This is a genomic window from Stenotrophomonas sp. AGC87, from assembly GCF_057333975.1.
In genome coordinates this window covers 45908-60393 of sequence record NZ_JBHFHW010000015.1, presented here as the reverse complement: position 1 = coordinate 60393, position 14486 = coordinate 45908, and the positions used below count along the sequence as shown (strand labels likewise).

Here is a 14486-nt window from a genome sequence, read left to right as displayed (position 1 = left end):
CCTGGCCGGCCCTGGCCAGGGTTCCCGTGACCCGCCCCCTCAGGCCTTGCATTGCGTTGCCGCGGGGCCGGATCCGGCCCCGCGTTGGAACGGCTTACCAGCCGAAGCCGGCGCCCACGCCGACCGAGCTGTCATCACTGCTGAAGGCACCGCCCAGGGTCACCGTGGCGCGCTCGCTGAGGGCGCGCTGGTAGCCCAGCGAGAGCGCCGATTCGCCGCCCTGGAAGCCGACGCCGACACCGACGCGGTTCTGGGTACGCACGCCGGCGGCGCTGGTGGCCATGTTGAGCATGGCCGCGCTCATCGCCCCCTGGCGATCAATGCGACGGTCCTGGTGACGCAGGCGCTGATCGATCTCGCCCTTGTAGATGTCGAAGCTGTCGGCCATCGAGGTGAAGCGCTGGTCGGTGTAGCTGTTGGCGGTCGCGATGCCGCCGTCCAGCTGCCCCTTGTTGACCGCATCGGTGGCCTGCGTGCCAGCCGCCACGTTGGCGACCTGGCGTTCGTTGCCCACGCTGCCGACCGAGACCGTATCGGCCCGATCGGCGACCGAGCCCTGGCCCAGTGCCACCGAGTTGGCGGCCGAGGCGGTCGCGCCCTGGCCGATGGCCGTGGCCGAGGCCCCGCTGGCCACTGCACCGTCGCCCATCACCACCGCGTTGACGGCGGCCGGTGCGGCGGCCGGTGCGCTGAGCGGCTGGCTGCCGCCCACACTGGCGGCCGTGGGCGTGCCCTGCACCGAGGCGAGGGCGTCGTCGCTGGTGACGCTCATGACGCTGGCTTCCGGTGCAACGCTGGCGGTTGCCAGCGCGGCGGTGCGTGCCCGTGCACTGCCACTGCTGCCCCCGGCCACGCGCTGATCGAGGTCGCTGACCTTGCGGTCGAGCGCGCCCAGTGCATCGCCCACGTTGCTGTACGTCGCGCCCTGGATCACATAGTTCGGCGCAACGAACACGCCCTGCATGCCCACGCTGGCCCCGCCACCGAGGAAGGTGGCGACATCGGTGAGCGATTGGAACAACTGCCCACCGTTGATCGCCTGGCGGCTGCCGGAGGCGATCGAACCGCTGCCGACGTTGTCCAGCGTGGTGCCCTGCAGACCCGACAGGGTCAGCGTGTCGCGGCTGCTGTCATCGTAGGTCAGCGCATTGGCGGTGACGTTCTCGACCGAGCCGATGCGGGTGTCGATATCGCCGACCTGCGTCTCCACCGCCCCCACACGCTGGTTGGTGGTGTTGAGCTGACCGCCGGTCACCGCATCGGTGCTGCCTGCAGCGATGCGGCCGGCACCGACGTTGACGATACGGCGCGTGGCCGGACCATCCGTGCCGTTGCCGCCACCGACCGACACCACATTGGCTTCGACCGCGCGCGAACCGGCACCCAGCGCCACCGCGTTGGCACCGGAGACACCTGCCGCTGAACCGATCGCGATGCTGTTGGCCCCGTTGCTGGCGAATGCACCGTTGCCGATCGCCACGCCATTGGTCGCATTGGTCGATGCCTGCCGGCCCAGCACGGTGCTGTTGGCACCGCGTGCCGAGGCATCGGCACCGACCGCCGTGGCCCCGGTCGCCGAGGCGACAGCCGCGGTACCCAGCGCACTGCTGCGTGTTGCACTGGCGGTGGCACCGGAACCGGCGGCGAGCGCATCACTGCCGCTGGCCGTGGCCACGCCGGTACCGCTGGCCTGGAAGTGCTTGCCGACCGCATCGGCGGTGGCTGCGACCGAATCGAGCTGCGACTTGGTCACCGCGTCACTGCCATTGACCGCGTCACCGACATTGGTGATGCGACGCGTGGCCGGGCCGGTGGTGCCGTTGCCGCCGCCGACCGAGACCACATTGGCCTCGCTGGTGCGGGCACCGGCGCCGAGCGCAACGCTGCCTGCGCCACTGGCCGACGAACTGGTACCGACCGCGGTGGCGTTCAGGCCGCTGTAGGCGTAGCTGTCCTGGCCGATGGCGGTCGCGCCCTGCGAGGTTGCCCACGCCAACTGCCCCACCGCGGTGGTGCGTGCGGCAGTGGCCCAGGCGTTGGAACCGGCCGCGCCGCTGTTGTCGCCACTGGCCTGCGATGCGTAGCCGATCGCATTGGCGTAGCTGCCCGACGCGGCACTGCCCCAGCCCAGTGCGGAGGCGTAATCACCACTGGCCTCGGCCCCGTAGCCCAACGCCGTGGTGCGTACCCCACTGGCCGCGCTGAAGGTACCGACCGCCGTGCTGTAGTCACTGCCTGCCTCGGCGCTGTAGCCGAACGCCGAGGACTGCAATCCTGCGGCAGTCGCGCCGGCGCCGGTGGCGGTGCTGAAGCTGCCCTCGGCCTGTGCGCCGGCGCCCAGTGCAGTGGCGCCCACGCCATTGGCGCTGGTGGCCTGGTCGAGCAGGACGTTGCCGTTGTCGTCTTCGTAGTACAGCGCACCACCGATCGCAGTCGCCGAATCCGCCGTGGCCGAAGCGTTGAAGCCCGATGCCGAGGCATTGCGGCCGGAGGCCAGCGCGCCGCTGCCGTAGGCCGAGGCCCCGGTACCGAACGCGTTGGCGGCCTCACCCGCGGCGGTGGCATACGCACCGTCGACATAGCTGCCAACGTCATCGCCAGTACCGCTGCCCGACGCCTGGAAGTACCGGCTGGTCGTTTCGGCCACCTCGGCGACCGCAGTGAGCTGATCGACATTCACCGCGTCGGTGCCTTCGGTGCCGGCGGCGACGTTGGTGATCTGGCGCTGCGCAGTCGCCGTACCGACGGAGACCGTGTTGTCACGGTCCGCGGTCGAACCCGCACCAAGGGCAACGCTGTTTACCCCCTCGGCGCTCGCACTGGCACCCAGCGCGGTGGCGTTGCCTGCATCGGCCCACGAATTCCAGCCGATCGCGGTGGCGTAGTCATCGGTCGCCCAGGCGCCCGCACCGAACGCCGATGCACCGGTTCCCGAGGCGCGCGACGGCAGCAGACCGAAGAAGGTCGTGCCACCGATCGCCACGCTCTCATCGCCGGTGGCTTCGGAGTACTCGCCGACCGCCACCGCACCCGAGCCGGACGCGGTCGAGGCCGCACCGACCGCGACGGCGTAGGCGTTGGAAGCCACCGCGCCATAGCCCAGCGCGGAAGCGAGCTGGCCGGTTGCTTCGCTGTAGCTGCCGAAGGCCGAGGCGCCGGCTTCGGACGCACTGGCACGGAAGCCATTGGCGGTGGCCTGCTGACCGCTCGCCGTGGACTGGCTGCCGGTAGCTGTCGCGTAGGCACCTGCGGCCTGTGCGCCGGCACCGGTCGCGCTCGCGCCGATCTCGCTGGCACTGGCACCGTTACCGATGGCGACGCTGTCTTCGCCGGTGGCCTGCGCGTCACTGCCCAGTGCTGCGGCACCTTCGGCGCTGGCCAAGGCATTGAAGCCGACGGCCGTGGCGTTGTCGGCGATGGCGGTCGCCCCGCTGCCGAGCGCGCTGGCGCCGTTGCCGATGGCGTTGGCGGCTTCACCGGCGGCCAGCGCGTTGTCGCCTTCCACGTAGGCACCGGCGTCGCTGTCATCGCTGCCGCTGGCCTGGAAGTACTTGCTGGTCGTCGCAGCCGCATCGGCTACTGCATTCAACTGATTCACGTTCACCGCATCGGTGCCATCGGTACCGGCCGCGACGTTGGTGATCTGGCGCTGTGCATCGGCACTGCCCACCGAGACACTGTCGTCGCGGTCGGCGATCGAGTCAGCACCCAGCGCCACGCTGTTCGCGCCACTGGAGGTCGCCGCGTTGCCGAGTGCGGTGCTGTTCACGCCGGGCGACCACGCCCCACCACCGACGGCCGTGGAGTAGTTGCCCGAGGCTTCGGTGGGCAGCAGGCCGAACAGCGCACCACCGACGGCCACGCTGTTGGTACCGCTGGCCAGGCTGCCCTGGCCGGTGGCAGTGCTGTACGCACCGGAGGCTTCGGCATCACCGCCGAGCGCCACGCTGTTGGAGCCGGTCGCCTGCGCGAAGCTGCCCAACGCGGTCGCGTTGAAGGCCGAGGCCACCGCATAACCACCGATCGCGGTGGTGTAGCTGGCCGTCGCTTCGGAGGCGAAGCCGTAACCGGCCGAGAGGGTGCCGCTGACCACGCTTTCGGCGCCGACGGCCGTCGCACCATCACCGCTGGCGCTGCTGAAGTAACCCAAGGCCACCGACTCCTCACCGGCCGCGTCGGACAGCGCGCCACCGGCCAGGCTGCCGGCGCCGGAGGCGACGCTGGCCGCACCGGTCGCGGTGCTCTGCTCGCCGGAGGCCAGGCTTTCCGCACCACTTGCCGTCGCGTACTCGGCGGTCGCCTGTGCGTTGGCACCGGTTGCGCTTGCGTTGGCACCGCTGGCGACGGCGTTGAAGCCGACGGCACTGGCGTTGTCAGCCAAGGCGAAGGCACCACTGCCGACAGCCGATGCGCCGGTACCGGCCGCGAAGCTGCTCGAGCCCACGGCAGTGGCGTAGTCGCCATCGGTCGCCGCGTTTGCACCGGCGGCCACACTCTCCTCGCCACCTGCGACGGCAACACCGTCACCGCTGGCCTGGAACTGGTCCGTCGCGGCGGTCAGCTGGTCCAGATTGACGGCATCGCTGCCTTCGGTACCGGCGGCGACCTGGGTGATCTGGCGCTGCCGGCCATCGTTGCCGACCGAGACGGTGTAGGCACGATCGGCGACCGAACCCGCGCCGAGCGCCACGGTATTGGACGCACTGGCATTGCTGCCCGCACCAATACCGATCGCGCTTTCACCGCCAGCCACCACGTTGGTGCCGATGGCGATGCTGTTGATGCTGTTGCCCAAGGCCTGGAAGCCGACGGCGACGCTGTTGTCGCCGTAGCTGAAGGCACCGCGGCCAAGCGCGGTGGAACTGCTGCCGCGTGCCCAACTGTTGTAGCCGATCGAGGTGGACCCGGTACCGCTGGCCCACGCCGACTGACCCACCGCCGTGGCGTTGGCTTCGGTGGCCCACGCACTGGAACCGAAGGCGGTGGCGCCATCCGCGGTGGCCCACGCATATGCGCCGGTTGCCGTGGTTTCTTCACCGCTGGCGAAGGCGTTGTCGCCCTGCGCCACACTGTAATCGCCGGTGGCGCGTGCCTTGTAGCCACTGGCCAGGCTGTTGCTGCCGGTGGCCTGTGCGCCACTGCCGAACGCATTGCTGGTGGTGCCGGTAGCCTGTGCACCGGCACCGACCGCCACGCTGTCCGGCGCCGCGGTGGCACCGATCAGGATCGCTTTGCCCTGGTCATCCACCAGCGGCTGGTTGTACTCGTCATACGCCTGGCCGAGGCCACCAACAGCCACGCTGCCGTTGCCGGTGGCGCTGCTGTTGCGGCCCAACGCGACGGTGTCATCGCCGACCGCCGTCGCACCACCGCCGACCGCCGTTGCCCCGGCGCCCAGCGCATTGCTGGCTTCACCGGCCGCCAGCGCATCCTCGCCATCGGCGAAGGCACCGACCGCACCGCCGGCCGCACCGTTCGCCTTGAACTGCGCCGAGGTCGCCGACGCTGACGTTGCAACCGCATCGAGCTGCGCCTTGTTGACCGCGTCCGTGGCTTCGGTACCGGCCGCGACGCTGGTGATCTGGCGCTCGTTGCCGACGTCACCCACCGAGACCGTGTTGTCCCGGGTGGCGGTGGAATTGGCGCCGAGCGCGACGCTGTTCGCGCCGCGCGCGGTGCTGTAGAAACCGACGGCGGTGCTCAGCTCACCGCTGGCCCAGGTCTCCGCCCCGAGTGCAGTGGCGCCCTCGCCCGGCGCGTAGGCGAAGTAGCCCACGGCCGTGGCTTCAGTACCCGAGGCTTCGCTCAAGGTTCCGTTGGCTACGGCGTAATCGCCACTGGCGATCGCACCGGCGCCCACGGCGGTGGCGGCTTCGCCACTGGCCTGGGTCTGCACGAAGAAGCCCAGCCCCGGCAGCAGATCCGCTGGGCCACCGATGGCCGTGCTGCTGTTGCCGGTCGCCACGCTCTGCGTGCCGACGGCGGTGGAGTAATCGCCGGTCGCGTTGGCAACCGCACCGAAGGCCGACGCCTGCGCACCGGCCGCGTACGCGCCGACGCCATAGGACGACGCAGCAAACCCGGAGGCTTCCGCACTTGCACCGACCGCCGTGCCGCCCACGCCAGCGCTGGTCGCACCGGTATCGACCGGCACGCCGCCGTTGGTGATCAGCGGGTTGCCATCGGCATCCACCGCGGCCCCACCCACGGCCACACTGCCCGGGCCATTGGCCTGTGCGTTGGTGCCGAAGGCCGCACTGTTCTGACCGGCGGCGCTGGCGTTGTAGCCGACGGCCGTCGCGTTCTGCGCAGTGACCGTGGCGCCGCTGCCGAGCGCGGTCGCGCCGTCGGCCAGCGCGTTGGATGCTTCACCGATCGCGGTCGCGTTGTCGCCTGCCGCAAGCGCACCGGCATCGCTGTCGCTGCTGCCGGTGGCCTGGAAGTATTTGCTCGTGTTCGCGGCAACCGCACCGACCTCATCGAGCTGCGCCTTGTTCACCGCATCGCTGTCTTCGGTGCCCTCGGCAAGATTGGTGATCTGGCGACGCAGGCCGTTCTCGGCATTGCCGACCGACACGGTATCGACGCGGTCGGCGTAGGAGCCGGCGCCGAGCGCGACACTGCCCACTGCGACGGCCGCCGAGTTCGCGCCGAGGGTCGCACTGAAATCCGCCACCGCAACGCTGAACGCGCCGACCGCCACGGAGGCCTCACCGGCACTGGCCGCACCACGGCCGAGCGAGGTGCTGCCCGGCCCGATGGCCAGTGCACCGCCACCGATCGCGGTGGCACCGTCGGCGCTGGCTTCGGCCAGACCACCGATCGCCGTTGCCGCACCGTTTTCACTGGCCGCTACCGCTGATGCCCCCAGGGCGACATCGCCCAGACCGAATGCCGCCGCGCTCTGGCCGAGCGCGATGCTGGCATCACCGAAGGCCATGCTGCCCTGCCCGAACGAACTTGCACCGAGGCCAACCGCGAGTGCCTGGCTGCCCACCGCAGTAGTGGCATTGCCGATCGCCTGGCTGCTGTTGCCCAGGGCCGTTGCGCCGTCGCCATCGGCGTTGGCGCTGGCCCCAGCGGCCAGTGCACCCTCGCCATCGATCTTCGCCGCGTCGCTGTCGTTGCCGTCACCGTCGGCCTTGAAATAGCGGGTCGCGCCCTCGGCAGCGACCGCAACCTTGTCCAGCTGCCCCTTGTTCACCGCATCCGTTGCCGCGGTCCCTGCAGCCACGTTGGTGACCTGGCGCTCCTTGCCGGCATCACCCACCGACACGGTGTTGGCGCGGTTGGTTTTCGAGCCGGCGCCGAGCGCCACGCTGTTGGCGCCGGAGGCGGTGCTGTTGCTGCCGATGGCGACCGCGTTGGTGCCCGAGGCCGTGGCGTTGCCGTCGACCACGCAGCTGTCGATGACCTTGCTGTTCAGCACCACGCAGTTCGCATTCCCCCCCACTTCCACCGACTGCGCGTGCGCTGTCTGCGTGGCGCCTGCCACGCCTAATCCAAGCGTCAACGCGATGGCGGCCGAGAGCAGTGCGGTGTTGCGTCCGCCAGCAGTTCGGCGTTGATCGATGACGACACCCGAGGACTGGCTGCTGGCCAATTCCGAGGCGACGACCATCTGCCCCAGTGCTTTGTTCCAGACCTTGCGATAAATCCGATTCATCGATGCGGCTCCTGATTAGGCTGGTTTTAGGCAAAGCGACGCCAACGCCGGACCGCGTGGTCCAACGTCCCCTGGGGGCGTTTTTTCGCTTGATTTACTGCGTTGTGCGCAATGGCTGGCAGATACCTACAGCGTGCTCGCCATCCATGCGGTTACTGTGGAACTGAACGCTGTCGAAATGAGGATGCAGTGTTAACGTACAGTTTCAATGACGTCAAGACTTTGACGTGGATTTTCATATGACCGTGTCACGCGTCACAAAAACGCCGCGTTATTGCGCATTTTTGTTAGCTGCATGTGAGCAAACGATATAACGGATTTTCACGTTGTAACGCCGTGTAACTCATTGCTCCCGATCAGTTTGTGCACCGCATAAAAGAAAACCGCCGGACAGGCCGGCGGTTTCTTCACGCGATTTTCACTGCATCGATTTCGATGCGTTGCGCAGTATCAGCCGCACCATACTCTTGCGTTGCGGAACATCCGCAGCCACGGTGAATCACCGTTCCAGTCATCCGGATGCCAGCTGTGGTTGATCGCACGCGGGGTGCGTTCCGGGTGCGGCATCATGATCGTGGTGCGGCCATCGGTGGTGGTCAGGCCGGTGATGCCGTCGGGCGAGCCGTTCGGATTCAGCGGGTACTGGGTGGCCACGTTGCCATCGCCATCGATGTAACGCAGCGACACGCGCGCCGCGGCCTGATCTATCGCGTTGGCGAACACCGCCTGGCCTTCGCCATGCGCCACCGCGACCGGCAGGCGTGAACCGGCCATGCCACGCAGCAGGATCGACGGCGATTCCACCACTTCCAGCAACGCGGTGCGCGCCTCGAACTGCTCGCTGCGGTTGCGACGGAACTGCGGCCAGTGCTCGGCACCGGGGATGATGTCCTTCAGCTGGCTCATCATCTGGCAGCCGTTGCACACGCCCAGGGCGAAGCTGTCCTCGCGGGCAAAGAACGCGGCGAAGGCATCGCGCAGCGCGCTGCGTTCCAGCGCCGAGGTGGCCCAGCCGCGGCCGGCACCGAGCACGTCGCCGTAGCTGAAGCCGCCACAGGCCACCAGACCGGTGAAATCGGACAGTGCGACACGGCCTTCGATCAGATCGCTCATATGCACGTCGAACGAACTGAAGCCGGCACGTTCGAAGACGTTCGCCATTTCGATCTGGCCGTTGACGCCCTGCTCGCGCAGCACCGCCACGCGCGGACGCGCGCCGGTGTTGATGAAGGGCATCGCCACGTCTTCGTTGATATCGAAGGTCAGCTTGGGCTTCAGGCCCGGCGCGTTGAAGTTGCGCGCGATCGCACGCTCCTGATCGGCGTTGTCCGGGTTGTCGCGCAGCTTCTGCATGGCGTGGGTGACCGACCACCAGGCATCGAACAGCGCTTCCCAGCGCCACTCGACCAGGCTTTCGCCCTGCAGCGAAACACGCACCACCGGGGCGGTGGTCGGACGCGCGATGCGTTGCGCGCATTCGGTCAGTGCATGACGTTCGACCAGATCAGCAAATGCGGCGCGGTCTTCCTTGGCGATCTGCACCACCGCACCCAGCTCTTCATTGAACAGGCTGCGGAACGGATCATCGCCCCAGGCATCCAGCGTGATGTCCAGGCCCAGGCGCGAGGCGAAGGCCATTTCGCACAGCGCGGCAAACGCACCGCCATCGCTGCGGTCGTGGTAGGCCAGCAGCAGGCCGGCCTGGCGCGCATCGCGGATCAGTTCGAAGAAGGCGCGCAGGCGCTGTGCATCGTCCAGATCCGGCACGGCACCGGCGAAGGCCGGCAGCGCGGAATGGTCGGCGTGCACCTGGGCCAGGATCGAGCCGCCCAGGCGCTGCTTGCCGGCGCCCAGGCCGATCAGCCACAACTCGCTGTCCGCGTCACGGTCCAGCAGCGGGGTCAGCTGACCGGTCGCATCGGCCACCGGCGCGAACGCCGAGATCACCAGCGACACCGGCGACACCGATTTGTGCGCCTGGCCGTTGTCCTGCCACTGCGCCTGCATGGAGAGCGAGTCCTTGCCGACCGGAATGCTCAGGTCCAGCTGCGGGCACAGCTCCATGCCGACCGCACGCACCGCGTCATACAGCAGCGCGTCCTCGCCATGATGGCCGGCCGCGGCCATCCAGTTGGCCGACAGCTTCACCGTTTCAAGCGCATCCACCGGCGCCGCACACAGGTTGGTGATCGCTTCACCGACCGCCATGCGCGCCGACGCGGCCGCATCCAGCAGGGCCAGCGGGGTGCGCTCGCCGATCGACATCGCTTCACCGGCCACGGTGTCGAAGCCGGCCAAGGTGATGGCGACGTTGGCCAGCGGCAGCTGCCACGGGCCGATCATCTGTTCGCGTGCGGTCAGGCCACCGACGCTGCGGTCACCGATGGTGACCAGGAAGTTCTTCGAGGCCACCGAGGGATGGGCCAGCACGCGCAGACCGGCTTCATGCAGGTCCAGCCCGGCGGTCTTCAGCGCCGGCCAGCGCGGTGCCGACGGGTGCACGGTGTCGCGGTGCATCTTCGGCGCCTTGCCGAACAGCACGTCCATCGGCAGATCGATCGGGGCATCCACCGGGGTATTGCCCACGGTGGCGCCGTATGCCACGACGAGCCGCTCTTCGGCGGTCGCGACGCCAACGGCGGCGAACGGGCAACGTTCGCGCGCGCACAGCGCGGCGAACTCGGCCAGGCGCGCCTGCGGCACTCCGAGCACGTAGCGTTCCTGCGATTCGTTGCACCACAGCTGCATCGGCGACAGCGACGGGTCATCGGCGGGCACCTTGCCCAGATCGATCACACCGCCCACGCCGGAGTCATGCAGCAACTCGGGAATCGCGTTGGACAGACCACCGGCGCCAACGTCATGGAACCAGCGGATCGGGTTGTCCAGACCCAGCGCGACGCAGCGGTCGATCACTTCCTGGCAGCGACGCTCCATTTCCGGGTTATCGCGCTGCACGCTGGCGAAATCGAGGTCTTCGGCGCTTTCACCGGAGGCCACCGAGCTGGCGGCGCCGCCGCCGAGACCGATCAGCATCGCCGGGCCACCGAGCACGATGACCGCATCGCCGGGCTGCAGACGCAGCTTCTCGACCTGGTTCTGGTCGATCGCGCCGAGGCCACCGGCCAGCATGATCGGCTTGTCGTAGGCGCGGGTCAGGCCCTCGCCTTCGGGCAGTTCGAAGCTGCGGAAGTAGCCGAGCAGGTTCGGGCGGCCGAACTCGTTGTTGAACGCAGCGCCGCCGAGCGGGCCATCCAGCATGATGTCCAGCGCCGGGGCCATGCGCGGGTTCAGCGCGCGCGGCGCCTCCCACGGCTGCGGCAGGGTCGGGATGCGCAGGTGCGAGACCGAGAAACCGGTCAGGCCGGCCTTCGGCTTGCCGCCGCGGCCGGTTGCGCCTTCATCGCGGATCTCACCGCCCGCACCGGTGGCCGCACCCGGGAACGGGGCGATCGCGGTCGGGTGGTTGTGCGTTTCCACCTTGATGCAGAACGCCGAATCGACCACGGCCTCGCTGCGGTACTGGCCGGTGGCCGGGTCCGGGCGATAGCGCGCGGCCGGGAAACCGGCGACCACGGCGGCGTTGTCGCTGTAGGCGCTCAACGTGTGCTGCGGGGTCTGCTGGTGGGTGTTCTTGATCATCCGGAACAGCGAGTGCGACTGGTCGGCACCGTCGATGGTCCAGCTGGCATTGAAGATCTTGTGGCGGCAGTGCTCGGAGTTGGCCTGCGCGAACATCATCAGTTCCACGTCCGACGGCTTGCGGCCCAGTTCGCCGAAGCGCTGGCGCAGGTAGTCGATCTCGTCCTGGGCCATGGCCAGGCCGAGGCGGCTGTTGGCTGCTTCCAGATCCTCCAGGGCGATCCGTTCCAGCTCACCGCGCGCCGGGGCGCTGAACAACGCCTGCGCCTGGGCGGTCTCGGCCAGCACGGACTGGGTCATCGGGTCGTGCAGCGCGCGGATCACCGCTTCCTGCGCGGCCGCATCGGCCGGCCAGCCGGCCAGATCGATGCGCAGGCCACGTTCGACCCGGCGGATCGGTTGCCCGGCACCGCGGACCAGCTCGGTGGCCTTGCTCGACCACGGCGACAGTGTGCCCAATCGCGGCACCACGAAGCGCGATACCGCCCCGTCCTCACGCCCGGCCAGCGCCGTCTGGGCTTCCAGGATCCGGCTCAGGATCACCGGGTCCGGGGCCGCATCGCCCTCGGTCTGGATGAAGTAGACATGCCAGGCACCGGTGATGCGCAGATCGGCGGCCAGGGACTGCAGGCGGGATTCAAGACGTTCGCGGCGGAACGGCGAAAGGGCGGATGCGCCCTCGAGGACCATCATGTCCGGGGAACCGTGGTTGGGAACGGGGCCCACTATTGTACCCAAGTCGGCCGCCGCGGCCCTGCCCTGGGGATCGGCCTGCCTGGGAGGCGGCAAGGCGTGTTCACACCCGAACCATGCGCTGGTTCACGGATTGCACCGGGATTACATGACAACGTTATCACCACCTGGCCCCAGCGCCCGGTGCTGTCCGTCCCCCATGTCGTTGCCGGCCTCTCTCACCGGCGCCCGGACCTGCTGCACGCATGCCGCCATCCCGGCGGCATGCCCCCCACCTGATCGGAGACCGACCATGCCAGACCCGATTGCGCGCCGTGCAGTGACATCGTTTTCCTCCCCCGCCCCGCTTCCGCGCCGACGGCGCTGGTTGCTGGCGCTGGCCTTGGCCGCTGCCGCCGGCACGCCCACGCTGGTACAGGCCGCGAACTGTACCGGGGTGCCCGAATGGAACGGGGCCGCCATCTACCTCGCTGGCCAGACTCTGCAGAAAGGCGGCGTGCTGTACCGCGCCAACCAGGACATCTGGAATGCCCCGCCCGACCACCCGGCCGGTGCGCCCTACTACACCAACCTCGGTGCTTGCGATGGCAGCGGCAGCAACCAGCCGCCCAGCGTTGCGCTGAGCTCGCCCGCCGCCGGGGCCAGCTTCACCGCCGGCAGCAGCATCACGGTGAGCGCCAATGCCAGCGACACCGATGGCAGCATCAGCAAGGTCGAGTTCTTCCGCGGCGGCACCTCGCTGGGCATCGACACCAGCGCGCCCTACAGCGTGGTCTGGAGCAATGCCTCGGCCGGCAGCCACACGTTCAAAGCAGTGGCCACCGACAACAACAACGCCGTGACCTCCTCGGCCACGGTCAATGTGACCGTCACCGCGGCCAGCAACGACACCACGCCACCCAGCGTCCCGGGCGGACTGGCGTCCCCGTCCAGGACCGCGACCACGGTGAACCTGGCCTGGAACGCGGCGACCGACAACAGCGGCGGCAGCGGTGTGGCCGGCTACGACGTGTACCGCAACGGCAGCCTGGTCGGCTCGCCCAGCGCCACCCAGTACACCGATGGCGGCCTTGCCGCGAGCACGGCCTACACCTACACGGTGCGGGCACGCGACAACGCCGGCAATGCCTCGGCGCAGAGCGGCTCGATCAGCGTGACCACGGCCGCCGGTGGCGGCGGGGGTGGGACCAAGCGGGTGATCGGCTACTTCACCCAATGGGGCATCTACGGCCGCAATTACCAGGTCAAGAACATCGACACCAGTGGTTCGGCGGCGAAGCTGACCCACATCAATTACGCCTTCGGCAACGTGCGCAACAACCGCTGCGAAGTGGGCGTGACCCAGGCCTCCGACCCGAACACCGGCGTGGGCGGCGATGCCTACGCCGATTACGGCAAGTCCTTCGCGGCCGGCGACAGCGTGAGCGGCACGGGCGACAGGTGGGACCAGCCGCTGCGCGGCAACTGGAACCAGCTCAAGCAGCTCAAAGCCAAACACCCGAACGTGAAAGTGCTGATCTCGCTGGGCGGCTGGACCTGGTCGCGCGGCTTCTCCAGCGCGGCGCAGCCGGCCAACCGGCAGGCGTTCGTGGCCTCGTGCATCGATGCCTACATCAAGGGCAACCTGCCGGTCGCCGATGGTGCGGGCGGCGCGGGTGCGGCGCTCGGCGTGTTCGACGGCATCGACATCGACTGGGAGTACCCGGTGGCCTGCGGGCTGAGCTGCGGCACGCCGGCCGACAACGCCAACTTCACCGCGCTGCTGGCCGAATTCCGCCGCCAGCTGGATGCGGTGCGGCCCGGCCTGCTGCTGACGGTGGCCGTGGGCGCGGGCGTGGACAAGATCCGTGTGACCGATCCGGCCAGCTACCACCCGTACCTGGATTTCATCAACGTGATGACCTACGACTTCCACGGCGCATGGGATCCGCAGACCAACCATCACTCGGCCCTGTTCGATTCACCGGCTGACCCCTCCACCGGCGACCAGAAGCTCTACAACAGCAACGATGCGATGGAAGCCTTCCTCAGCCGCGGGGTGCCGGCCAGCAAATTGAACCTGGGCATCGGCTACTACGGGCGTGGCTGGACCGGCGTGGCCAGCGGCAACAACGGGCTCTACAAGAGCGCCAGCGGCGCGGCACCGGGCACGTACGAAGCCGGTATCGAAGATTGGAAGGTGCTGAAGAACCTCAACTGGCCGGTGTACACCGACAACGTCGCCAAGGCCACGTGGATCTCCAACGGCACCACCTTCTGGAGTCTGGATACGCCCGCGATGGTCACCGAGAAGATGGGCTATGTGAAAGCACAGGGCCTGGGCGGCGCATTCTTCTGGGAGTTCAGCGGCGATGATGCGCAGGGCACCCTGACCAAGGCGATCAGTGACGGCTTGAAGTGACACCGTCGCGCGGGACGCTGCCTCGCTGATCGAGCAGGCCGCTCCCCCACTGACAGAAAAACGCCCCCGCCTGGCCGGGGCGTT

Annotated in this window: 3 protein-coding genes; 1 reads left to right on the top strand and 2 read right to left on the bottom strand. The window is 68.7% G+C overall.

Features of this window, described 5'->3' with window-relative positions; translation table 11 throughout:
• Positions 1-94: 94 nt before the first annotated feature.
• Both ACE026_RS06395 and purL read right to left on the bottom strand, forming a co-directional pair.
• Positions 95-7666, bottom strand: coding sequence for an ESPR-type extended signal peptide-containing protein (locus ACE026_RS06395; protein ID WP_486038411.1), 7572 nt, complete (start codon positions 7664-7666; stop codon positions 95-97).
• Between the two features lie 450 nt (positions 7667-8116).
• Positions 8117-12001, bottom strand: a complete 3885-nt coding sequence (purL, locus tag ACE026_RS06390) for a phosphoribosylformylglycinamidine synthase (RefSeq protein WP_486038410.1) — start codon at positions 11999-12001, stop codon at positions 8117-8119.
• A 292-nt stretch (positions 12002-12293) separates the two neighbouring features.
• Between purL and ACE026_RS06385 the strand changes: the two genes are divergently transcribed.
• Positions 12294-14402 (top strand): glycosyl hydrolase family 18 protein, encoded by a 2109-nt coding sequence (locus ACE026_RS06385; RefSeq protein WP_486038409.1) that lies wholly within the window; start codon positions 12294-12296, stop codon positions 14400-14402.
• Positions 14403-14486: the final 84 nt, after the last annotated feature.

Excerpts from the sequence above, each read along its gene's own strand:
- ACE026_RS06395 (WP_486038411.1), bottom strand. The coding sequence starts at position 7,666 with ATGAATCGGATTTATCGCAAGGTCTGGAACAAAGCACTGGGGCAGATG.
- ACE026_RS06385 (WP_486038409.1), top strand. The coding sequence starts at position 12,294 with ATGCCAGACCCGATTGCGCGCCGTGCAGTGACATCGTTTTCCTCCCCC.
- purL (WP_486038410.1), bottom strand. The coding sequence starts at position 12,001 with ATGATGGTCCTCGAGGGCGCATCCGCCCTTTCGCCGTTCCGCCGCGAA.